A 22,791-nucleotide genomic window follows, 5' to 3' on the forward strand; every position below is an offset into this window, starting at 1 on the left:
TAGTCAACTCCTCATACACCCTGGGATGCGTCTTACCGAAACCGACAGCCAGGTAACCCCCATTGGACTCAGGCTGCTTCTGCTTGATGATGTCGGCCTCGATCGTCACACCGATATGATTCGCCTGACCGGTCAGATCCGCCGACGCCTCATAATTCGTACCATCCCTGCCACGCCCAATGCCCTACGGCCCAAGAGGATCGCCTGCCGGCCGTCGAGATGGAAGCACCCGACGCCGGATCGGGCACACGTCGCCGTACCCGACATCGCGACCGGCAGCGGGTGACCTGTGCAGCCATCGAGATACGCTCACCTGTTCTGCGCCTGGGCCGCCACCGGTTCTTTGCGAAAAGCTCCGATACTCGAGGAAGGGACGAGTCCCGGGCACGCGTGTGATGGCGAGCGATCCGGTGGCTGCCGGTCACACGACTACTTCGCCGGATGCCCGACCGGAACGAGATACAACGGTTCGTGGTCGCCCGGAAGCCCCAGTATCGCCTGCACTTGACCATCGTCAAAAGCACCGACCGGCACCGCTCCCAGACCAAGAGAGGCGGCCTGCAACAGGAGATTCTGGGCGGCATGTCCGACTTCGAACTTCACATACCGCTCGGCTCGATCACCATACTTCCGCCTGGTGCGGGAGTAGACCGCAGCAAAGACGAAGATCGCAGCCGCCTCCTCCACGGCCTGCTGCGAGTTGGCCGCCCGGGACAGTTCCCTTCGCAGATCCTCCTTGCCGAGGACCTCGAGCCGATGTCGGTACGGATCGTAGTGGTACCGGCCACGGCCAGTGACCAGGTAAACCTCCAACGGATACAAGGCGCCGGCCGAAGGCGCGCTGCGTTGACCGGCACTCGAGGTGACACCCTGCGCCGCCCACAGGAGCAAGGATATGTCCGCCATGTCGAGGGGTGTCCGCACGTACTCGCGAACTGAGCGACGTCGCGACAACGCGTCCGTCAGTGAGGCTCCGCCGGCCACTGCGGGCGGTGGAAGATCGATTCGCTCGGTCACGGTGACACCTCCCGGTGGCTACACGGCGGCCACCTGTCAACGTCACGATAATGAGCGACGCGCGCCAACGCACCGGTGCAGCCCCCAATTCCTCGTTCTCGTGACGCTTCACAGGAATAATCCCGGCCAACCGTCACGAGAACGGTGATGTTGGTGTTTCCCCTCCGATGCGTCGCCTACGCGAGCACGTCCTCCAGTGCTCGGCGCACGTACACACTCGCCAGATGCGTCCGGTAGTCGACCGGGCCGTACAGGTCCTCGAGCACGACAACGCCCTCCGTTGCGTGGGAGGCGGCGTCGGCGATGGCATCCTTGGACCCATCGGTGCCGACGACGGCCTGTGCCGACGCCGACGCGAGATACGGTTTCGAACTGACCCCGGTCACCGCGATCCGGGCATCGGCGACCGTACCGCCGGCGGCGTCGACCCACACGGCGGCCGCCGCGATCGGATAGTCCGCGTCGCCTCCCCGCCTACCGAGCTTCCGATAGGCGGACTTGCCCCCCTTGGGGACTCTCAGCTCGACGAGGATCTCGTCGGACTCGAGCGCAGAAGTCAAGGTGTCGACGAAGAAATCCGCGGCAGCGATCTCCCTCGTACCCCGTACCGACACGGCAACCATCGTGGCTCCCAGCGCGAGTACGGCAGCCGGTTGGTCTGCGGCCAGGTCCGCGTGGGCGATCGATCCACAAGTTGTCCCCTGACTCCTGACCTGAACATCGGCCGTGGCGGCGGCGGCCTGCGCCAGCGCCGTCGCGTGCTCGTTGACGAGTGGATCGACGGCTGTCTGCGCGTGACGCACCATCGCTCCGATCGCGATGTAGCCGCCTTCATCCGTGATCGTGTCCAACCCGGCGATCCGCGAGATGTCGACGATCGTCGCAGGGCGAACGAGCCTGGCCTTCATGAGAGGAATGAGACTCATGCCACCACTGAGAACTTTGGCGTTCTCGTCCTCGGACAGTATCGAGAGTGCCTCCTCCAGTGAGGACGGGGCAACGTAGTCGAAATTGGATGGATACATCGTCAGTTCCTCGCATCCTCGATCGCCTGCCATACACGTTTCGGCCGCAACGGCATGTCGATGTGCTTGACACCCAGATGGCTCACCGCATCGACAACCGCGTTGACGATGGTTTGAGCCGACCCGATCGTCCCGGCTTCACCGATTCCCTTGACGCCGAGCGGGTTGACGTCCGTCGGGGTGACCGTGCGATCCAGCGAGAACATCGGAAGGCTCTCTGCGGCGGGGAGCGGATAGTCGAGCATCGACGCCGTGAGCAGATTGCCCACGTCGTCGTAGATCGCTTCTTCGAACAGCGCCTGTGCGATACCTTGCGCGATCCCCCCATGCAGCTGACCGTCGACGATCATCGGGTTGATGACATTCCCACAGTCGTCCGTGGCCCAGTACTCGAGGAGGTCGACATCGCCCGTCTCGGGGTCGACTTCGACCAGCGCCATATGTGAACCGAACGGCCATGTCGCGTTCGGTGGTGAGAACACCACCGATGACTCGAGCCCACCTTCAACACCCTCCGGCAGGGTGTGAGGCTGATACGCGGACTCCGCGATCTGGGCCCATGTCACAGAGCGATCCGGCGAACCGGCCACATGGGCGCCGCCGTCTGCGAAATGGATGTCTTCCGGAGCGGCTTCGAGAAGATGACCGGCGATGGTGGCCGCCTTCTCCTTCACACGCTTCGTTGCCTCGAACGTTGCGGTTCCGTCCACGGCGATGGACCGCGAACCGAACGTACCGACGCCCGTGGGCGAGTCGACCGAATCACCGTGCCGCACCTCGATGTTCTCCATCGGGATGCCGAGGCCTTCGGAGACGATCTGGGCCCACGTCGTCTCGTGACCCTGGCCGCTCGGAGCGGTGCCGATCGTGACCGTACATGTTCCATCCGGCTGGACGCGCACGACGCCGGAACCGTTGAACGCAGTCGGCAGCCCGTACCCGGCCCACGAGAATCCGAGACCGGCGAGCGCCGAAGGCCCGAAACCACACACTTCGACATAGGTGCTGAGTCCGATGCCGAGCAACCTGCCCTCGGCGCGGGCGGCGTCGCGTTTCGCCTTCAGATCCTCGTACCCGACCCTGTCCAGCAGAGCGTCGAGGTTCTTCTCATAGTCACCGCTGTCCATCGTCAGGCCGATCTCCGTGGTCACCGGGAACTGGTCTGGCTTCCAGTAGTTGACCTTGCGTACGTCGGCCGGGTCCATGCCGATCTCCCTGGCGTACGCATCGATGATGCGCTCCAGGTAGTACGCGGCCTCGGGCCGTCCCGCGCCCCGATACGCATCGGTGGTCGGCGTGTTCGTGACGACACAGTGCAGCGCATAGGACGTGGGAATGTCGTATTGCCCTGGTGCAACGAACAGCCCGAGGAGGGGGATGGCGACCGTGAAGTTCTGCGTATACGCACCCATGTCGCAGATCGCGTCGAGTTCGTAGCCAAGGATCTTGCCATCCCTTGTACCGGTGATCGTGGCCGTTCCGATCCAGCCTCTGCCTTGTGTGGAGGAGAAGCCGGCCTCGCGGCGGGTCTCCGTCCAGCGCACCGGCCGACCGAGATCCTTCGATGCGAAGCAGCAGAGGAGCTCATCCGGGTACACATTGAGTTTCACCCCGAATCCACCCCCGACCTCTGGAGCCACGACCCGCACCTTGTTGAAAGGAATCCCGAATGCCACACCGATGGCGCCGGCCACGGCCTGTGGGATCTGTGAGCTCGTCCACAGCTCAACCGATCCGTAGCCGCTGTTCCACTCGGCAAGAACGGCCCTCGGCTCGATCGCCGTCGGGATGAGACGCTGGTTCACCATCTCGAGGCCGACCACAACGGTGTCGTCTCGCTCTTTGGCCGCCTGAATGCCGGGAGAGGGATCGGGAAGCTCGATGACGCCTTCCCACCATGCATTCCCGTGCCAGGTGAGCAGCGTGTTCGAAGCGCCTTCGTGAACCTGCACGGTGTCGGCAAAAGCTTCCTTCAGGTCGACGACGGCGTCTTTCGGTTCGTAGTCGACGAAGACCAGATCTGCAGCGTCCTGAGCGATGTAACGATTGTCCGCGATCACCATCGCCACCGCCTCGCCGACATGGTGCACGGAGCCGTCGGCGAGCAGGGGGCGCAGCGTACCGACGGCTACCTGAGCCGGGTTCGGCCCGAGGTGGCGTACATCGTCCGCCGTGTACACGGCATGGACACCGTCGAGTTCGAGAGCGGCCGATGCATCGATGCCGCTGATCGTGGCAGCAGCGAACGGACTCCGAACGAACACGGCAACGAGCTCACCGCGGCGCTTGACATCATCGACGTAGATGCCTTTGCCCTGGATCAGGGAAGGGTCCTCCTTCCGCCTGACGATCCCACCCATCGCACTTATCGTGCTCATGGCGCCACCTCCCCCGATGCTCCTTCGGGTTTCTCACCGCGCAGCTTCGCGCTTGCGTACCGGACGGATCGGACGATGTTGTGGTAGCCCGTGCACCGACACAGATTCCCTTCGATCCCGTGACGGATCTCACTTTCCGTGGGGTTGTCGTTGTGCTCCAAGAGCGCTACCGAACTCATGATCATGCCCGGCGTACAGAATCCACACTGGAGCCCATGGCGCTCCCAGAAGCCTTCCTGCACGGGGTGCAGCTCATCACCATTGGCGACACCTTCGACGGTTCTCACACTGCGGCCGTCGGCCTGAACGGCGAACATGGTGCATGACTTCACGGCCCGGCCATCGACGATGACGGTACAAGCGCCGCAGTAACCGGTATCACAACCGACGTGGGTACCGGTGAGACCAAGCTGATCCCGTAGAAAGTGGACGAGCAGCGTCCGCGGTTCAACGTCGCTGCGGTAATCCGTTCCGTTGACTGAGATACCGACTTCCAAGGCACAACCCTCCCGTCGACTCGGCACGGGGGGCCGGCTGAGGGTGCCACCCCCGATCACACCATAGACAGCGCTCCTGACGGTTGCTGGAAGAACGTTCCTCTATGTGTCAGTGTGGGAAAAAAGTCGCTTCCACCACGCTGCGAACGCGCCCCACATGCTCGAGAGCAACAGCGACATTCCCCGCACTTCGGGAGCAGCGATCGCCGACGCGTCCTCTGTCGAGCCCGCGTTCAACTTCGCATGAACGCACGCAGAGAACTCGTCGATCAATCGCTTCGAAACCTCGTTGATGAGGCCGGTTCTTCCGAACTGGGCAATCGGCCCTGCGAGGATGACCTTTGCGTCGATGGTGACGTCGGTGTGGCCGGGACCGGCCTCGATCAGGCGAATGTTCACGTCCACCCTCCCCTGGCTGCCCCCCGACCGGTCGATGCCGCGTCCCTTGATGTTCGATGCATACGTTTCATCGTCGAACTCGACCGTCGCGGTGCCATCGAACGATGCCGAGATCGGGCCGAGTTTCACGGAGACTCGTCCGTCGAACGATCCGTCCCCCTTGTCGCTTGCGATCTCGGCGCCCGGGAGACAGCGAACCAACTCGGACATGTCCTGGAACAACGACCACACCGATTCGACCGGCTGTGCGACGGTGAATTGCTCGATGACGTCCAACGTGACCCCTACGCCGAGTGTATCGGCGCGTCGGTGCCGCGCAGTGATACTGCCGAGCCCGCGCCGTATCGAACCTGCACGATCTCGGCCAGTATCGCGATCGCGGTCTCTGCCGGCGACCTGGCTTTGAGATCGAGACCGACCGGCCCGTGGATCATGTCGATCTCTTCTTGGGTCCAACCTTCATTCCTGAGGCGATCGACACGCAACGCGTGCGTTCGCCGAGACCCCATCGCACCTAGATACCGGATCGGCGTTTTGTGCACGGCCCGAAGGACAGGTATCTCGAAGCGGCTGTCATGGCTCAGCAGGACGACGTATGTTCTGCGATCCAGAACAATATGGTCGAAGACGGCATCGGGCCACGCAACGATCAGCTCGTCGACATCCGGGAATCGTTCATGTGTAGCCCAGGCGGCACGGGCGTCCGCGACGACCACACGAAACCCGAGTTCGCGGGCGAAGAGCGACAGGGGCTGCGCTATGTGCCCCGCACCGAAGATGAGCATGACAGGAGACGGAGCGATCGTGTCGATGAAGATCCTTCGCTCGCCGTACACGAGGGCTCTGCTCTCTTCCCTGTCCATGAGATCGTCGGCATCGGAAATGACGTCGTCATCGAGCCATGGTGAGCCATCGCCTGTGATCTGGCCGGTTGCCCGGTCGAGAACGACGGCAGAACCCATGTCCGGTCCGTCGATAACGGTGACGAGAGCACCCAGCCGTTCATCCTGTTTGAGCGCCGCGAGTGCGGCGATGACCTCGTTCACCATGGTGCGATGTACACCTCGATCGTGCCACCACAGGTGAGCCCGACCTCGAAGGCATCGTCGTCGGCGATCCCGTAGGTGACGAGCCTCGGCGTGCCTGATTTCAACACGGCCGCCGCATGCTCGCACACGTCGTTCTCGACGCAGCCGCCGCTGACACTTCCCTCCATCTCGCCATCCGACGAGATGAGCATCTTGGCTCCGACGCCGCGCGGTGCAGAGCCTTTGACGGCCACGACGGTGGCCACCGCGACATCCTTGCCCTGTTCGGTCCACCGGTCGTACACCTCGAGCACATCTCTCATAGTGATGCGACGCTCCTTCTCCCAACGCTGGCCGACTGCAACAGCTCGATGAGGTCCACCAGATTACGGGCCGTTCCGCCGGCCAACAAGTCATCGACGAACGGCATCGCGGCAGCCATTCCTCGAGCTTGCGGCGTGTATCCGACATGCCCTGCGAGCGGGTTCAGCCAGATGACCCTGTGCACGGAGCGGGCGAGGCGCCGCATTTCGCGTGCAAGGAGGAACGGATCTCCGGTGTCCCAGCCGTCGGAGATGATGAGAGTGACTGGGCCTCCACCTCCCACACGTCGGGACCAATTCCGGTTGAAGACCCCTATCGCCTCGCCGATTCGGGTGCCGCCCGACCAATCGCGCACGGTCCGGGCCACCTGGGCGAGCGCCTCCGTCGGGTTCCTGCGACGAAGCTGCCTCGTGATCCGCGTGAGGCGAGTGGCGAACACGAACGATTCGACCTTGCCGAAGCGGTACTGGGCACCGTGGATGAAGTGGAGCAACATCTCCGAATACCTATCCATCGACCCCGAGATGTCGGCGAGGACGATGAGCGGACGCTGACGAGGCTTTCGCTCCGAGAACGCGAGCGGCATCAGGTCGCCGTTCGGTCCCGTCATCATCCGCATCGTTCTGCGTAGATCCGGGACAGGCCCACCCGACGCGGGCCTCCATCGCCGAGAACGGGCCGATGCCGGCTCCCACGTCATCGCCGCCAGCAGGGCCGCAACGGATGCCGCCTCCTCATCGTCGAGATCGGCGAAGTCGACATCCATGAACCGTTCTGCGTCGGAACCACCGACAACATCGAGAACATCGTCTCGATCTTCGACGCCCTCGGCCTCGGGGCCACTCGTCGCTCCGATTCGTGAAGCGCGCCGAGGCCGTCTCCGCCGAGCAACCCGTTCGATGACCTCATCGAGGGTCATCACGACATCCCCGGAGAAGAACTTGTCGAACAGCTCGTCGAAGTACGCGCTCTGGCTCTGACGAGTGACGACCACCGCTCTGAACGCCTCGCGCACATCCTCGCCGCAATGCATCCCGACAAGCCGCGCCGCGTCCACGAGACGGCCGGTCGTTTCTGGTGTAACGCCAAACCCTGCCGATCGCAGCGACCGCACGAACCCGACGAGATTGGCCGCAGCGATATCGCCCGTCCCCGTCATACAAGCGCTTCCAGACCGCCGGCGCGTACCGTCTGCATGTCTTCCTCGTATTTGACGATGACCCCCAGGGTTGCGTCCACGACGTCCGGCGTCAGCCGCACTTCGCCGAGCACCTGGAGTGCTTTCGCCCAATCGATCGTCTCCCCGACTCCGGGCGGTTTGAAGAGATCGAGGTTGCGCAGCTTGTGCATCGCCGCGGCGAGCTCCCTCGACAACGTTTCCGATGTGTCCGGTGCCTTCCTGTGAAGGATCTCGATTTCTCGCTCGACGGTGGGATAGTCGATCCAGTGATAGATGCACCGTCGTTTGACGGCGTCGTGGATCTCGCGTGTTCGATTCGACGTGATGACGACGATCGGTGGCGTCGTCGCACGTATCGTGCCGACCTCGGGAATCGTGATCTGGAAATCGGAGAGAAGCTCGAGGAGATACGCCTCGAACTCTTCATCTGCCCGGTCCAGTTCATCTATCAACAGAACGGTTCGAACGCCTTCGGACGATCGCCGGATCGCCTGGAGCAAGGGTCGCGCGATGAGGTACTCCTCGCTCATGATGTCGTGGACGTCGACCCGATCCCCACCGGCCTCGAGCAGCCGTATCGCGAGCATCTGACGTGCGTAATCCCATTCGTACAGGGCGTGGGACGCATCCAGGCCCTCGTAGCATTGGAGACGAATGAACTCTCCACCGCTGAGCGCAGTGAGTACGTTGGCGATCTCGGTCTTCCCGACGCCTGGTTCGCCTTCGACGAAGAGCGGACGGCCCATCGCCACGGCGAGGTGAATCGCCACGGACAGGCCCCGCTCGGGGATGTAGCCGTGATCGATGAACGCCGCTTCCAGAGCATCGACAGTGGCGGGGAACGTCATCGGGCGACCTTAGCCGCCAACGTCCCGTCGATTCCGGTCTTCTCCTCCGCAGTGCGCAATGCGGCCTTCTCGACAGCGGATACACCCGGACTCTCCTGATAGCAGAAGTCTCTCGACCCGATGCCCCTCACAAGTGTGGAGCCAGATCACGTCCCCGACCGCACAACCCGATCCCGCTTGACATCGGACCGCGAATGGGCTCAGAGACACGAGCTTCGACATGCTCACCCGAGGCTGCATCCGGCTCGGCAATCCCAACGAACCTGAGAAGATGACCCCAACACTCGGACCGGCAATCGACTAGAAAGAAACCGGCGAGGCGGACACGGCATCACCGATGTGGGCGACGTGTTGGAAGGTGACCTGTGCGACATCGGCTTCCTAAGATGGGAAGTGGTGTGGGAACCCTTCTCCCGGCCCCGAGGCCGAGAGGAGCCGCAGGACGGCATCACCCGGAGACGCAGTCCTCCTGCTAGAACTCAGAAGACGAATCAGGATGGGGCCTTGGAGCCGTCCTTTCAGAGGAGGCGCAGCAATGGAAAAGGAACAGGTGGCCCAGGAAACACAGGTCTCCGAGTCACAAATCGCCGTTCACTGGCGTGAGGAGGAGTACTACTACCCTCCCGCGAAGTTCATCGCCCAAGCGAACGGCGCCGATCCTGCACTCTTCGAACGATTCGGCGAGGAGCACTTTCCCGAGTGTTTCAAGGAATACGCCGACCTCCTCACCTGGGATACCTACTGGCACACGACGTTGGACACCAGCAACGCGCCTCTCTGGAAGTGGTTCGTCGGTGGGAAACTGAATGCCTCCTACAACTGTGTCGACCGCCACCTGACGACCAGTCGCAACAAGGCGGCGTTCATCTGGGTGCCCGAGCCAGAGAACCAAGAAACCATCGTGATCACCTATCAGGAGCTCTACAGGCGCATCAACGAATTCGCAGCACTTCTGCGCGGCTTCGCCGATGTCGAGGTCGGTGACCGGGTGACGTTCCACCTGCCGATGGTCCCCGAGCTTCCTGTCGCCATGCTCGCCTGCGCCCGCCTCGGCGTCATCCATTCCGAAGTCTTCGGCGGATTCAGCGGCGAGGCCTGCGGAGAGCGTATTGCCGACTCGGAAAGCCACATCCTGGTGACAATGGACGGCTACTACCGCAACGGCGAGCTGATCGACCACAAGGTCAAGGCCGACGAGGCGGTGGCGGCGGCTCGCGAACGCGGTGTCGAGGTCGACAAGGTGCTCGTCTGGCGGCGACATCCCGGCCGGTACGCGTCGAAGAGCCCCATGGTCGAGGGACGGGACTTCTTCGTCGACGAACTACTGGAGGACTATCGCGGCAACATCGTCGACCCGGTGTCGATGCCGGCAGAGGCCCCCCTATTCCTCATGTACACGAGCGGCACGACCGCGCAACCCAAAGGGTGCCAGCACAGCACCGGCGGTTACCTCTCCTACGTCGCCGGCACATCGAAGTACTACCAGGACATCCACCCCGAGGACACGTACTGGTGCTTTGCCGACATCGGATGGATCACCGGTCACTCCTACATCGTCTATGGCCCACTGGCACTCGGGACGACGAGTGTGCTGTACGAGGGGGCCCCTGCATACCCGGACGCCGGTCGGCCCTGGCGGATCGCCGAGCGGCTCGGTGTGAACATCTTTCACACCGCCCCGACAACGATCCGCATGTTGCGCAAGCTCGGCCCGGAGGAGCCGAAGAAGTACGACTACCACTTCAAGCACATGACGACGGTGGGTGAGCCGATCGAACCCGATGTCTGGCGCTGGTACCACGATGTCGTCGGGAAAGGCGAAGCGGTCATCGTCGATACCTGGTGGCAGACCGAGAATGGCGGCTTCCTCGGCAGCACCCTGCCTGCCCTCCAGCCGATGAAGCCGGGGAGCTGCGGCCCCGGGGTCCTCGGAATCTACCCGGTGATCTACGACGACGACGACAACGAAGTCGAGGCAGGGAGCGACCGGGCCGGGAACATCTGTATCCGCAACCCGTGGCCGGGCATCTTTCAGACGATCTGGAGACAACCCGACCGATTCGTCGAGACCTACTACGAGAGGTACTGCCGGGACAAAGACAGCACCGATTGGCGCGACTGGCCGTACCTGGCCGGCGACGCCGCCGTCCAGGCGATCGACGGCTACTTCCGGATCCTTGGCCGAATCGATGACGTCATCAACGTCGCCGGGCACCGCCTGGGAACCAAAGAGCTCGAGTCGGCGAGCATGACCGTCGAGGAGATCGGCGAGGCGGCCGCCGTCCCGGTGATGGACGAGATCCGTGGCCGGGCCGTGGAGATGTATGTCTCGCTGAGACCGGGGCTCACCCCCGGCAAGGACATCGAGGCGAAAGTGGCCAAGGCGATCGAAACCAAGATCGGGAAGATCGCGCGGCCGAAGAACGTCTGGATCGTCCCGGACATGCCCAAGACGCGCTCCGGAAAGATCATGCGCAGGGTCATCGCCGGAATCTCCAATTTCGCGGATGTCGGGGATACGACAACGCTGTCGAACCCCGAGATCGTCGAGGACATCCGCCACCACGTCCAAAGCGAGAAGCTGGCCCGTGGCGAGGTTCCGCGCGAGCTGTCGCCGCAGGAAAAGGAAGAAATCGAGGCGTTCGGACACGCCGAATAGCCCCACCCGCGGGCGTCGAGCACGAGATCCCGGGAAGCCGGCCACGAAGAGCCCTGGGTGAGGAGGGACAGGTGCCACCGCCCGGCCGGCTGCGTGTATCCGGACCGCACGACTGACGCAAGGCGGGAATGGAGACGTCGGAGACTCACGGCTGGACACGTGCGCACGAGGCCATCAGGGCGTTCGGCGAGCACCACCGAGGGTCGAACGCCCCGGCGCATGCGACCACCAGGTTCGAGGGGTCGAAAGCCGACTCTCGGTCCTCATCATGTCGCGTTCCTTTCCCTCCCGTCCCGGCCTCTCACGCGACGCAGGTGCGCACCCTCGACGATCACTCCGGCCGGCGCGCGGCATGCCCGCGAGCTTCAGCCGTTGACGGTGGCGACGTGGCGAACCATGGTCCGGTCTTCCGGGCAATCCCGTCCGGTGTCGCCCGTCACGTCGATCGGGCTGTGAGGAGAGCCGCCAACCGGGCCGATGTGACGTTGCCGACCACCTGCCGGCCATCGATCTCGACAACGGGTACGGCACGAAACCCCTTGGACCGAACGAGTCCCGGCCGAAAGGTGACGTCCACCTCGTCCAGCTCGAAGCCCAACTCCTGTTGCAGGCGCCGCAGCCGCTCGCGAACAAGCGGGCAGAATGGACACACGTTCGCGGTGTAGAGCGTGACCCGAGTTACGGCACGCTCAGGCATCGCCTCGACCGGCTCGTCGGCCACCGAACCGTATCCGACCCAGCGAGAGATACGGGGGAACCAGCGTACGTAGGCCACTTGGGCGGCCACACCGACGAGAAGCACGAAGACCCCGACCTGCCAACCGGCGCTCAACCCGAGGATCACGGCAAGGAGCGGCAACCCGAGCCAGCTCAGCCAGACCGCCCAGAAAGAGCACTGCTGTTTCACGACCGCCGACCTCCTCCGGCACAACCCTACAGAGGTGACACCGCTCGACCGGACAAACACCCCCACCATGATCGATGGCCGGCCAAGCCCTCCAACCGGCGTCCGATCGGCCGGATCGGCCGGGACAAGACCGGCGATCCCGTGTGCTCGGTGCTCGCCGAGCAGAGGGCCCTCCCCGATCACCTGACGCGATCGTTGACGCGAGAACTGGGCACAAAACCCGCCGACCTTATCGCTATCACCGTGTGAGACCGCCCACGGCGTGGCGGCCATCCCTCGCGGGAGCCTCGACTTCCTTCTCCAGTTCGACGGTAGGCAAGATCCGGTCCAGCCACTTGGGTAGCCGCCAGTTCCACTCACCCATGAGACGCATCGTGGCCGGCACGAGGATGACCCGGATCAACGCGGCATCGACGATGACCGCCGGCACCTGTGGGTCATCGATGTCCTGGTCGGATCGGACCACGACCTGAACCGGCGAGGTGAGCCCCTCACCGAAGGCGCCGACCAGCATCTCGTAGCCCTGACGGTCCGCTTCACGGTATGGAGCGCATATCCCGCAATGGCCTGCGATACGCCTTCCTGGTCGACCTCGCGGGCCAGACCACGCAGGCATGCGTGAGAAAGTGGACGTTCGCCGGAACCGCCCGAGCGGCATTCGAGCGGCCGGCCATTGCACTCAGCGTCTTCGCTCGAGATCGTTCGTGTAGCTGCGACCGAGAGTGTCTGCCTCACTGTGGAGCCATTCGGTGAAGCTGGTTCCCCCGAGCGGCGGCGTACCGGTGTACATGAGTTCATCGCGGAGGCCGGAGATCTCGTGTCGGGTAATGATGATGTCTCGGAGAAACAGACCCAGAGCGCGGCCTGCCAGGAGCAAGGCGAGGTCGGGGACCGGCACGATCAGCCTGTGTACCCCCATCGCCCGGGCCATCTGGTGGACCAACTCCCTGTAGGTGAAGGTCTCGGGCCCAACGGCGTCGAGTGTCTCGTCGAGGTCACCGCTCGCGGCATCTACGCAGATCGTGGCCAAGTCCTCGACATGGACCGGTGTCAGTCGGTACTCCCCGCTCCCGAACAACCCAAACACGGGGAAGTGGCGAAGAAACCAGGCGATGTTGTTGATCAGCACGTTCTCTGGGCCACCGAAGATGACGGTGGGACGCACGATCGCATGTGACATTCCCGATGCTTGGAGCTCGCGTTCGAGGAGTGCCTTGCCGCGGAAGTAGCCCCAGTCGGAGTCCTCGCGGGCGTTGGCGACACTGAGGTGCACCAGCCGCCCGACCCCGGCCTGTCGAGCGCACTCGAACAGGATCCTCGTGCGCTCGACCGCCAGGTCGTATCCGAATTCCCTCGTCCCGCTTCGGTAGTCGTACCGCACCCAATAGGTGTTGTAGAGCGCAACGGCGCCCCGCAGCGAATCGACGAGCGCATCGCGGTCCTCGAATTCGATCGGGCGCACCTCGACAGCATCACCGAACGGGTTCTCGCGATGCAATGAGTTCGTCAACGTCCGGACTCGCATCCCCCGCTCGAGAAGTTCTTTGGCGATGTATTTTCCGCTGTAGCCAAACGCTCCCGTCACCACATGCAACGGTGCGTCCGTCACCATCGGTCACGCATCGGTACTCCACGGCTCGGGCGCATGAACTCATACAAGCACGTCGACAGCCGCTCCGATCGCCCGTTCCAGGACGGTAATAAGCACATCGCGCACCCACCCCGGATCGTCAGATCGCGCTCGGCTCCGGCCCCGGGGACGACAGCACGGCCCGGGCTTTGTCGCCAGGGCCGGTTTCGACTTTCCGTACCTCTCCAGCTTCGGTGTCCCCCACCCTGTCAGCCTGATGACCGAGGCTCTCTCGGCCCTCGAGACGGGAGGGTTACGCCCGTCGGCCCGCAAAGCACACGTCCTCCCCCTCGAACCTGACCGTCCACCGGGAGCCTGTGTGGCGCCGTCGCGTCGTGCGATATCCCGCCTGTACCCGAGTCCCGCTCGGCCCGCGAGTAACGACGTTTTCTGTTTGAACCATTCCATTCCTCCAACCGCCCTGCCCGGCGCATCTCCACAGACGAGGGGCTTGACGTCGGTGGGGAAGAGGATTACGGTGTAAACCGGTTTAGTAAACCGGATCAACAGTCTCGATTCATGGAGATTGGGACGGTTTGGAGGAGGAGATCTCGATGTTTGGCATTACCCGCAACAGGCTGGCACTCGTGCTGTCCGCGGCCCTTTTGCTTGGCGCCTGTGCCACCGGGGCCGGCAACACCACGACTTCCGGTGCAACGACCACCGCGGCCACCGCCCCGAGTACGACAGCCGCGCCGGCGACCACCGCGCCGGCGACCACCGCACCCGCGGCGGCAGAGCCGATCACCCTGACGTTCTGGAACTACTGGGATGGCAAGAATGGGGAGGTGCTCAACCAACTGGCGGAGCAATACACCTCTGAACATCCCGGTGTGACGATCGAGTCGGTGTTCGTGGGCTGGGGCGACCTGCTGCCCAAACTCCAGACGGCGGTTGCCGGTGGAGACACGCCGGACATCGCCGCAGGAGATCTCGTCTGGATGCCCAAGCTGACCCGAACCGGGATTCTCGTTCCTCTGGACGAATATATACAGGCGGCGGGCGTAGATCTCGGCGACTTCTATCCGGAGATGCTTCGAGTCGGCCAGTATCAGGGTCATACCTACAGCCTGCCCGTAAGCACGAACAACCTCGAGCTCTTCTACAACAAGGAGCTGTTTTCCAAAGCGGGACTGGATCCCGACACGCCGCCTACGTCATGGAGTGAACTCTCGGACATGGCCGCGCAGTGCACGGATCCATCGTCCGGCGTATCCGGTCTCGAGCTCTTCACCGAGCCCGGCGAAGGACTCACATGGCAATTCCAGGTCTATCTCTGGCAGGCCGGCGGTCAGTTCCTCTCGGATGATCTGACCAAGGCGGCCTTCAACTCGCCGGCCGGTGAGAAGGCACTGAACTTCTGGGTCGACGAGATCGACAACGGGTCCGCACCGGTTGCGCCATGGGGCCAGTTCGGCCAAGGAAAGGCCTGCATGGTGATGGACGGGTCCTGGATGGTCGGAATCTGGAGCTCCGACCCCCCGTTCGATTTCGGCACGGCACAGATGCCCTATCCGAGCAACGGGCAACCGGCCACCAACATGGGCGGAGAACAGATCTTCCTGTTCCCGTCGGATGCGGCACGCCAGCAAGCGGCTTTCGACTTCGTTTCCTGGCTCACGGGAACGGACGCACAGATCACCTGGGACAGCGAGACGGGCTTCGGGCCGGTTCGAAAGTCCGTGGCGGCGTCCGACGCGTTCGTATCTCACGTCCGAAACAGCGAGCCACGGATGCTCCCCTTCATCGAGAACCAGAAATACGCTCACAGCCGGCCACCGATTGCGAACTATCCAGAGGTCTCCGATGCATTCTCGGAGCAGATCGAGCGTGCTCTCCTCGGAGAGAGCACACCACAACAGGCGCTCGCGGCAGCCGAGGCAGCCGTGAACAAGCTGCTCGGCGGTTCCTGAAACGGCTTGTTTCAGGAGTTCTGAGGGGGGAGCGATCCCCCCTCCCGACTTCGGAAGGTAGTTTCACGCCGTGGGCTCCGTAATCGCGTGGTACCGGACACGAAACCGTCTTGGTGATCTGAGCGCCGCCGCCGGCTTTCTCCTGCCGACGGTGCTCATCCTGGGCGTGTTCACCATCTACCCGATCCTGTATTCGGGCTACTTGAGCCTGCATGCCTGGGACGGCCTGACCGCGGCCAAGCCCTTCGTCGGATTCGACAACTACGTGCGGCTCGCGAGCTCCGGAGTTCTCGGAAGGTCGATATGGGTGACGCTGTACTACGCGGCCGGTGTCACCGTCGGCGGACTTCTGCTGGGACTGGTTGCCGCGGTGCTCATCCATTGGGTGGGCAGAGGGGCCGCCGTCTACCGTTCGATCTATTTTCTGCCGGCCATCACCGCAACGGTGGCCGTGGCCGTCGTCTGGAAGCTGCTCCTCGATCCCGGCTCGGGTTATGTGAATACGGTGCTGCGCTCGCTGGGGATCATTGGGCCCTCCTGGCTTCGTAGTCCGGTATGGGCGATGCCGGCCGTGATCGTCGTCGGCGTATGGAAACGGTTGGGTTTCAACACCGTCGTGTACCTGGCAGGCCTGCAGACGATTCCACATTCGATCTATGAAGCTGCGGAAGTCGATGGTGCAAGCCGGTGGAATCTCTTCAGAAGGATCAGTGTGCCGATGCTCGCACCGACAACGCTGCTGTTGGCGATCATGAGCGTCATCGACTCCTTCATGGTCTTCGATCAGGTGTTCATCATGACCGGAGGTGGGCCCATCGGTCACACCGAGGTACTTGGCCTCCTGTTGTACAAACTGGCTTTCAGGTATCTGGATCTCGGAGGAGCTTCCGCCGTCGGTTGGGTGATGTTTGCGCTCATTGCCGGAATAAGCCTCGTGCAGTGGCGCCTCTCCGGTTCAGGGAGCAGAGGTGTCGGCCTATGACGCGCTCGGCCGGTCGCGTCCAGGGCTCCGCCCGAACCTTGGACAAGCCACGACGTGGCAAGCTCGCCATCCATCTGGCCTTGATCGCAGGCGCGCTGATCATGATGGTGCCACTCCTGTGGATGTTGACCACCTCACTGAAGACCACGAGGAGTGTCCATCTCCCCCCGTACCTGCTACCGACCGAGTTTGCATGGAGCAACTACATCGAAGCCTGGCGTGCCGCCGATTTCGCCCGCTTCTACATCAACAGTGGAGTGATGACCGTCGGTATCGTCGGGGGTCAGCTGCTCTTCTCATCGCTGGCCGGGTACGCGTTCGCGCGCCTGAAGTTTCCAGGCCGGAACCTGCTGTTCTTTCTGGTTCTGGCCACGATGATGGTCCCCCTCTATGTGACGCTCATACCTTCGTATCTGATCGTGCGCTGGCTGGGCTGGCTCGACTCCTACCAGGGCCTGATCGCTCCGCGTCTCGTCAGCGCATTCGGCATCTTTCTCATGCGGCAGTTCTATCTGAGCATCCCGAGTGAACTCGAAGAAGCTGCACTCATGGATGGAGCAAGCCGCCTGAGGATCTGGTGGTCGATCGCTCTCCCCCTTTCGATGCCGGCACTGGCGACGCTCGGTATCTTCGCATTCCTGTTTTCGTGGAACGACTTCTTGTGGCCCCTCATCGTCACGTCGAGCGCCGGCATGCGCACCGTTCAGCTGGGACTTGCCGAGTTCACCGGTCGCTACGGCACCCGGTGGACCCTTCTGACTGCAGGCAGTCTCACGGCCACGCTGCCGGCGATCATCGCGTTCCTGATCGGTCAACGATGGTTGGTAAGAGGCATCCGAGTGGAGAGGATGAAATAGTTTTGGAACGTCCAGCATGGGTCCCAAACGCAGTGTTCTATGAGGTGTTCGTTGATCGCTTCGCGAATGGTGATCATCGAAACGACCCGCCCGGCACCGTCCCGTGGGGATCGCCTCCCACACGCGAAGATTTCCAGGGGGGTGATCTCCAGGGCATCCTCGATCACCTGAGCTACCTCGAGGACCGAGGAGTGACTGCCCTGTACCTCACACCGATCTTTCGTTCGGGTACGAACCATCGATATGACACGTTCGACTATCTCACAGTCGATCCCAGTGTCGGAGATCTGAGCCTTCTCAGGAGGCTCGTCCAGAAAGCACATCGGCGAGGGATACGCGTGATCCTCGACGGTGTGTTCAATCATTGCGGTGACGGCCATCGGGCTTTTGAGGATCTTCGACGACGAGGACCGGCCTCTGCGTACAAGGACTGGTTCCTGGTGAAGAGCTTCCCGATCGAACGTGAACCGACAAGCTATCAAACGTGTGGTGGGGCAGCGTATCTCCCCAAATTGAACATCGGCAACCCCGAGGTCCGCAAGCACCTCCTCGATGTGGCGACCTATTGGATCGATGAGACCGACATCGACGGATGGCGACTGGATGTAAGTTGGAAGGTGCCGCTCGACTTCTGGGAGGAGTTCCGTCAGGTCGTCAAACGGCACAAGCCCGACGCGTATCTGGTTGGAGAGAACTGGCGCGATGGCGAGCCTTGGCTCGAAGTGTTCGACGGCATCATGAACTACCGGCTTCGCAGTGCGATCCTCGACTTCTGCGTATGGGATCGGATGGACGCCGAGGACTTCCGGGTCGAAGTCGACTACCTGATGCACCGGCATGGCGAAGCATCCGGCTGGATGCTCAACCTCGTGGGCAGCCACGACACGGCACGCCTGCTGACACTGGCGAATGGTGACAGGCGACGTGCCATCCTTGCCTTTGCGGCACTCTTCACACTGCCCGGAGCGCCAATGGTGTACTACGGGGATGAGATCGGACTGGAAGGAGGCGACGATCCGGACTGCAGGAAAGCCATGCAGTGGGACACCCGAGAGTGGGCAAGCGACATCGCTCTCACATTCCAACAGCTGGCCGACCTGAGAAAGGCGCATCCGGCTCTTCAACGAGGCACCTGGGAACCCGCACTCGAGTTCAACGGAGTGTTCGCGTACCGCCGTCGCCAAGGAAGGGATGACGTCATGGTGGTCTTGAACCCGAGGGAAGCCCAGAAGAACCTGGCAGTCCCGCTGCCCGGCTCCTCGAGCGCCGTCTGGACAGATCTGCTTGGCGGATCGAAGGCTGCCAACAGCGAGGGGTTTCTGAGGGTGCCCACCGTCGAAGGCACCTCTGCGATGATCCTGGTGCCCGATCCTGGAGACAGCCATGCGTAGACCGAGGATCGCCGACGTTGCCGCAGCAGCCGGAGTATCCAAGACGGCCGTGTCGTTCGCCTTCAATGATCCGAGCCGCCTTTCCGCGGCAACCCTGAAGCGCATCCTCGAAGCGGGGAAAGAACTCGGGTACTCGCCGGATCCGGTGGCTCGCAGCATGAGCACGGGGCGGACACAAACAATCGGGCTGCTCGTACCGCAGCCTCTTGTCGAAATGACACGCAATCCGTTTCTGGCGATGCTTCTCGAGGGGATTGCCGAAGTTGCCGAAGCCGCCGCCCTTCCGATCCTCCTCGTATCGCCCATTCGCGGAAGCATGGAGAAGGCCGTGACAGGCGCAGCCGTCGACGGGTTTCTCACCCTCGGGCTCGAAACGTTTCGACCGACCATGCACATGCTCGAGCGCCGAGGGCTCCCTTTCGTCATGATCGACTGTGAACCGGTCGAGGGGGTGGCAAGCGTCAATATCGATGATGAACAAGGCGCGCGCATTGCCATGTCCCATGTGCTCGAGCAAGGTCACAGACGGATAGGGATCCTGGGCATTCGTTCCCCCCAGAGAGGCCAGTGGTCCAAGTACGTTGGCACGCTGCAGCGCCGCATGGCCGGCTATGCACAAGCCTTGAGCGCGGTAGGTCTGTCTCTCGACGACCCGGGGGTCCGCCTGACCGAATGCAGTGTCTCGGAGGCGGGCGGGTACCAGGGATTCGAACGACTTTGGCGACGCGGACCGCGACCGTCGGCACTGGTGGCGATGAGCGACATCCTCGCTCTGGGAGCCCTCGAAGCCGCCCTCTCCACCGGCCTCTCGGTACCGGAGGACCTCTCGATAGTGGGGTTCGACGACATCCCTCTGGCGAAGCTGGCTCAGCCGGCACTCACCACTGTTCGCCAGCCCGTGATAGAGAAAGGTCGCATGGCGGCCCAGATGCTCCTCGACCTGTTGCAGAGCCGAGAAGAACCCCGACATGTGGTACTGCCCACCGAACTGATCATTCGAGGCTCCGTCGCACCTGCACCCGGCAAAGGGACTCGATGAGGCGGACCGTGTCCGAGAAGACCCTTTGCTGCAGAGAGGAGAAGGAGTCTCCCCTTTCCTGTTGTGAGAGAAGCCGACCGGTTACGGAGTGATCGTGTAGCCGTTCGTCCGGGTGCCGATGGCCTCGATCCGGCGATGATCCTGTACTGGGCGCCTGCGACCAGGCACCGCGTCCGTCGAGGCAACTCCGTGCCGCTTCCTTCGGTCGACCAGGTCGATCATCGGCGCGGTCGTCGCGTGGCACCGATCACTTTGACCACACGGCGCCTGTGTGCTTGGAGCTGAAAAGCGTGCCGTCGCGTGGCGGGCCGACGACGAGGGCCCGGCGTCCCCCGAAGACTCTGGCGTGCAGCGCGACTACTCGACGTGGGCCGGGATCACTCCCTCGTTGAAGAGTATGTGGAGCACTCACAACGCGGCTTCTCTCCATGGCCTCGTGTGGCGGACCCGATACAGCATCTCGGTTCCCAGGTGCGGCGCCGCCCTGCTCTCAAGTGCAGCAACCGGACAATCACGGCGGCGAACGCCGGGACAGAAGCTGACGAACAACACCATCGAGCGTCCATGTTCGGCCCTGCCGGGACGTCGAGGCGTCACCTTCGACGAGATGCCACGATCCACCTGCCGCGAACCCCAACACACCTACGGCAAATTGTCGGCAGGCATGTCCCGGTCCTCCAAGCCGCTCAAGAGATACTCGATGACATCGCCGGCAGAGTAGGTGTCGGCCCCTTCGGGAAGGAAACGAGCCACGTCGACGATGTCGTCTCCGGAAGTCAGCAAAAGACGTTCAGGGGCCCCCGATCTCTGGGTTTGGCCGAGACCGATGTTGGCCAGCAGGGCGTTGCACAGACACCTGCGACCCACCGTGTCCTCCTTCGATCCGCCCTTGGCCACGAAGTCCTCGACCGGTTCTGCCGGACAGCGCCAACCCAATGATCCGTCCGCGCGCTGATAGGCATGCCGGAGGTATCCGAGATCGCAGACCCGCTCGCGCCCTTCATACACCTCGAGTTCCGAGAGGGTTCCCTCCAGGTTCACGACCTTGAAAGGAAAGCCGGTGGGTGAGGCTGCCGGGTCGGTGAAGATTCTGGCCTGTCCTCGCCGGCTCATCTCCAAGACCCGCCGTTTCATCGCGGGTTCCAACCCCGATTCCTCACAGAATGCGAACGCGGTCCCCACCTGCACCCCGGCGGCACCCAACTGTAGGGCGTCTGCGATCGCCTGTGGCTCCGCGCGCGATCCAGCCAGCCAGAACGGGAGACCAAGATCCCGGATCACATCGAGGTCGGGGACGTCTCGCTCTCCGTAGACGGGCTCTCCGGTATCCGTCAACTGCAGCCTGCCGCGTGGTGGCGCGTTGTGACCGCCGGCGGTGGGCGCCTCGACCACGAAACCGTCCACATGCGATTCGGTCCTCCGGGTCAGCATCGTTGCCAGCACATCAGAAGACACGATGGCCAGAAAGAGTGGACGCTTCACCTCGGGAGGATTACCGCCGGTGTAGGCAACCGGGTCGAACTCGGTAACCGTGTCCACATCCCGGCCGGCACCTTTCACGTCGAACTTCAGACGGACTCGCAGATTATCTGCCAGCCGATCCAACACCCCCGGAATGGCACGGGGGATACCTGCCCCCATCAGCACATGATCCACCCCGGCCAGCATCGCCCCATACAGCGACGCCAACGTCGGTAGTTGAATCTTCTCCAAGAAATTGATGCCCACCGGATTGGAATGTCCCTCCTTGGCCAAGAACACCTCAACGAAGTTGGACGTCACCAACAGATCTCGCAGACGCCGCGACGGCGTCGCCTTCAACATCGGCTTTGAGCGGAAGCGAGCCTTGGGAGACTTGCCGTCCTGCAGAAAATACCTGTCGAGGATGCGAGTCGCGACACCGGGGACGGGAAAAGCCTCCAGCGCCCGCCGAACGTGCCCGCCGACGTCCCCCAGCTGCAAGCGGCGCACCAGGACCGCATCGATCCCGGTACCCGACACCACCCCGAGCTGACCGGCGCAGGAAACCGCGGAGGCGAGCTGCCAACCCGAAACCCCGACTCCCATACCACCCTGAATCAACACCGGAAGGCCGTTGGTCATAATCAATGCTCTCTCTACTCGACTAGGTCCGGATCGCAACAAATGGCGGCGTACCACCGTATCGTCCCACGGTCAGACTCATATGGGGAACAAAAGGTCACTGGAACCTGAGGCTGCGGTCCCCGCTCGAGCCATAGGCACGGGTATACCATCCACGAGCTTCTCGTAAGGACCCTGTCGCAGCTCCCCGGCGAATGCGGAGACCCTTTTGGTCGACACTTCCGCTCCAGGCGCGTCACCTCCGGTACGTCGGCAGTACCCGACCGGACGGCATTCTGCGAAACCCGAACCGTCGCCCTGTCGAAAGGGACTCATCGGAAAGCGCGTCACGGGAGAGTTCGGCATTCCTGCCGCCTTGGTGGCCGGTATGATCCGGCAGGCGTCACCAGTGCCACCTCTGGTTCTTCATGCTCCTTCTCGGCGAGCGAACTCCGATGGCCGCGAAACTATCCGGGCTGGTCGGCGGCTCTGTGGGAGCATGACCAATGCGTCGATTCCGTGACGTCGTGAGACCGCCGGCCGACGCGAAGCCACACGTCGGGCGATCATGCCGGTCGGCTACGAAAACGGCAGCGGTATCCTGGCCGCATCCGAGCGGAGTCAAGAGAGAGGGA

General features: G+C 63.0%; 20 protein-coding genes. 6 read left to right on the plus strand and 14 right to left on the minus strand.

What is annotated here, in order from left to right:
- The 10 genes from GXP34_08660 to GXP34_08705 form a co-directional block, all read right to left on the minus strand.
- On the minus strand, positions 1 to 181 hold a 181-nt coding region (locus tag GXP34_08660; protein NOY56045.1), incomplete at its 3' end, for a fructose-bisphosphate aldolase.
- 248 nt (positions 182 to 429) lie between these two features.
- Entirely contained in the window at positions 430 to 1,017 is a 588-nt protein-coding gene (locus tag GXP34_08665) for a SagB/ThcOx family dehydrogenase (protein NOY56046.1), read from the minus strand.
- A 176-nt stretch (positions 1,018 to 1,193) separates the two neighbouring features.
- Entirely contained in the window at positions 1,194 to 2,042 is an 849-nt protein-coding gene (locus GXP34_08670; GenBank protein NOY56047.1) for a xanthine dehydrogenase family protein subunit M, read from the minus strand.
- Positions 2,043 to 2,044: 2 nt separating this feature from the next.
- A complete protein-coding gene (locus GXP34_08675) occupies positions 2,045 to 4,420 on the minus strand; it encodes a molybdopterin-dependent oxidoreductase (protein ID NOY56048.1) in 2,376 nt (791 codons plus the stop codon).
- Entirely contained in the window at positions 4,417 to 4,917 is a 501-nt protein-coding gene (locus GXP34_08680; GenBank protein ID NOY56049.1) for a (2Fe-2S)-binding protein, read from the minus strand. Before GXP34_08680 ends, GXP34_08675 begins: the two co-directional genes overlap by 4 nt.
- Before the next feature lie 102 nt (positions 4,918 to 5,019).
- Positions 5,020 to 5,592, minus strand: coding sequence for an SRPBCC family protein (locus GXP34_08685; GenBank protein NOY56050.1), 573 nt, complete (start codon positions 5,590 to 5,592; stop codon positions 5,020 to 5,022).
- An 8-nt stretch (positions 5,593 to 5,600) separates the two neighbouring features.
- Positions 5,601 to 6,365, minus strand: a complete 765-nt coding sequence (locus GXP34_08690) for an XdhC/CoxF family protein (GenBank protein NOY56051.1) — start codon at positions 6,363 to 6,365, stop codon at positions 5,601 to 5,603.
- Positions 6,359 to 6,667: an XdhC family protein gene (locus tag GXP34_08695; protein NOY56052.1), complete on the minus strand. Its 309-nt coding sequence runs from the start codon at positions 6,665 to 6,667 to the stop codon at positions 6,359 to 6,361. Before GXP34_08695 ends, GXP34_08690 begins: the two co-directional genes overlap by 7 nt.
- Positions 6,664 to 7,827, minus strand: coding sequence for a VWA domain-containing protein (locus GXP34_08700; GenBank protein ID NOY56053.1), 1,164 nt, complete (start codon positions 7,825 to 7,827; stop codon positions 6,664 to 6,666). The genes GXP34_08695 and GXP34_08700 overlap by 4 nt, the downstream gene beginning before the upstream one ends.
- Entirely contained in the window at positions 7,824 to 8,696 is an 873-nt protein-coding gene (locus GXP34_08705) for a MoxR family ATPase (GenBank protein ID NOY56054.1), read from the minus strand. The genes GXP34_08700 and GXP34_08705 overlap by 4 nt, the downstream gene beginning before the upstream one ends.
- Positions 8,697 to 9,231: 535 nt before the next feature.
- On the opposite strand from GXP34_08705, the gene GXP34_08710 reads away from it, so the two are divergent.
- Positions 9,232 to 11,355: an acetate--CoA ligase gene (locus tag GXP34_08710; GenBank protein ID NOY56055.1), complete on the plus strand. Its 2,124-nt coding sequence runs from the start codon at positions 9,232 to 9,234 to the stop codon at positions 11,353 to 11,355.
- 436 nt (positions 11,356 to 11,791) lie between these two features.
- Here the strand turns inward: GXP34_08710 and GXP34_08715 are convergent, their stop codons facing one another.
- The 3 genes from GXP34_08715 to GXP34_08725 all read right to left on the minus strand — a co-directional run bounded on the left by GXP34_08715 (position 11,792) and on the right by GXP34_08725 (position 13,874).
- A complete protein-coding gene (locus tag GXP34_08715; GenBank protein ID NOY56056.1) occupies positions 11,792 to 12,262 on the minus strand; it encodes a glutaredoxin in 471 nt (156 codons plus the stop codon).
- Between the two features lie 238 nt (positions 12,263 to 12,500).
- Positions 12,501 to 12,776: a hypothetical protein gene (locus GXP34_08720; protein ID NOY56057.1), complete on the minus strand. Its 276-nt coding sequence runs from the start codon at positions 12,774 to 12,776 to the stop codon at positions 12,501 to 12,503.
- A gap of 165 nt (positions 12,777 to 12,941) precedes the next feature.
- On the minus strand, positions 12,942 to 13,874 hold the full coding sequence (locus GXP34_08725) for an NAD(P)H-binding protein (protein NOY56058.1): 933 nt from the start codon (positions 13,872 to 13,874) through the stop codon (positions 12,942 to 12,944).
- A 572-nt stretch (positions 13,875 to 14,446) separates the two neighbouring features.
- On the opposite strand from GXP34_08725, the gene GXP34_08730 reads away from it, so the two are divergent.
- The 5 genes from GXP34_08730 to GXP34_08750 all read left to right on the plus strand — a co-directional run bounded on the left by GXP34_08730 (position 14,447) and on the right by GXP34_08750 (position 20,074).
- A complete protein-coding gene (locus GXP34_08730; protein ID NOY56059.1) occupies positions 14,447 to 15,805 on the plus strand; it encodes an ABC transporter substrate-binding protein in 1,359 nt (452 codons plus the stop codon).
- 160 nt (positions 15,806 to 15,965) lie between these two features.
- The gene (locus GXP34_08735) at positions 15,966 to 16,787 is read left to right on the plus strand and encodes a sugar ABC transporter permease (GenBank protein NOY56060.1); all 822 of its coding nucleotides are present in this window, start codon (positions 15,966 to 15,968) and stop codon (positions 16,785 to 16,787) included.
- Positions 16,784 to 17,644, plus strand: a complete 861-nt coding sequence (locus GXP34_08740; GenBank protein ID NOY56061.1) for a carbohydrate ABC transporter permease — start codon at positions 16,784 to 16,786, stop codon at positions 17,642 to 17,644. Before GXP34_08735 ends, GXP34_08740 begins: the two co-directional genes overlap by 4 nt.
- A 2-nt stretch (positions 17,645 to 17,646) precedes the next feature.
- On the plus strand, positions 17,647 to 19,035 hold the full coding sequence (locus GXP34_08745; GenBank protein ID NOY56062.1) for an alpha-amylase: 1,389 nt from the start codon (positions 17,647 to 17,649) through the stop codon (positions 19,033 to 19,035).
- Positions 19,028 to 20,074: a LacI family transcriptional regulator gene (locus tag GXP34_08750; protein NOY56063.1), complete on the plus strand. Its 1,047-nt coding sequence runs from the start codon at positions 19,028 to 19,030 to the stop codon at positions 20,072 to 20,074. The genes GXP34_08745 and GXP34_08750 overlap by 8 nt, the downstream gene beginning before the upstream one ends.
- Positions 20,075 to 20,716: 642 nt before the next feature.
- Here the strand turns inward: GXP34_08750 and GXP34_08755 are convergent.
- Positions 20,717 to 22,177 carry a nitronate monooxygenase gene (locus GXP34_08755; GenBank protein NOY56064.1) on the minus strand — a complete coding sequence of 487 codons (1,461 nt, stop codon included), beginning with the start codon at positions 22,175 to 22,177 and terminating at the stop codon, positions 20,717 to 20,719.
- Positions 22,178 to 22,791 lie beyond the last annotated feature (614 nt).

It is taken from the genome of Actinomycetota bacterium, assembly GCA_013152275.1.
Classification (GTDB): Bacteria; Actinomycetota; Acidimicrobiia; order Spongiisociales; family UBA4744; genus BMS3Bbin01.

Bases quoted from the DNA above. Each gene is read 5' to 3' on its own strand.
- GXP34_08730 (NOY56059.1), top strand. From the start codon at position 14,447: ATGTTTGGCATTACCCGCAACAGGCTGGCACTCGTGCTGTCCGCGGCC.
- GXP34_08705 (NOY56054.1), bottom strand. From the start codon at position 8,696: ATGACGTTCCCCGCCACTGTCGATGCTCTGGAAGCGGCGTTCATCGAT.
- GXP34_08695 (NOY56052.1), bottom strand. From the start codon at position 6,667: ATGAGAGATGTGCTCGAGGTGTACGACCGGTGGACCGAACAGGGCAAG.
- GXP34_08700 (NOY56053.1), bottom strand. From the start codon at position 7,827: ATGACGGGGACGGGCGATATCGCTGCGGCCAATCTCGTCGGGTTCGTG.
- GXP34_08720 (NOY56057.1), bottom strand. From the start codon at position 12,776: ATGCTGGTCGGCGCCTTCGGTGAGGGGCTCACCTCGCCGGTTCAGGTC.
- GXP34_08690 (NOY56051.1), bottom strand. From the start codon at position 6,365: ATGGTGAACGAGGTCATCGCCGCACTCGCGGCGCTCAAACAGGATGAA.
- GXP34_08740 (NOY56061.1), top strand. From the start codon at position 16,784: ATGACGCGCTCGGCCGGTCGCGTCCAGGGCTCCGCCCGAACCTTGGAC.
- GXP34_08755 (NOY56064.1), bottom strand. From the start codon at position 22,177: ATGACCAACGGCCTTCCGGTGTTGATTCAGGGTGGTATGGGAGTCGGG.
- GXP34_08670 (NOY56047.1), bottom strand. From the start codon at position 2,042: ATGTATCCATCCAATTTCGACTACGTTGCCCCGTCCTCACTGGAGGAG.
- GXP34_08675 (NOY56048.1), bottom strand. From the start codon at position 4,420: ATGAGCACGATAAGTGCGATGGGTGGGATCGTCAGGCGGAAGGAGGAC.
- GXP34_08710 (NOY56055.1), top strand. From the start codon at position 9,232: ATGGAAAAGGAACAGGTGGCCCAGGAAACACAGGTCTCCGAGTCACAA.
- GXP34_08750 (NOY56063.1), top strand. From the start codon at position 19,028: ATGCGTAGACCGAGGATCGCCGACGTTGCCGCAGCAGCCGGAGTATCC.
- GXP34_08725 (NOY56058.1), bottom strand. From the start codon at position 13,874: ATGGTGACGGACGCACCGTTGCATGTGGTGACGGGAGCGTTTGGCTAC.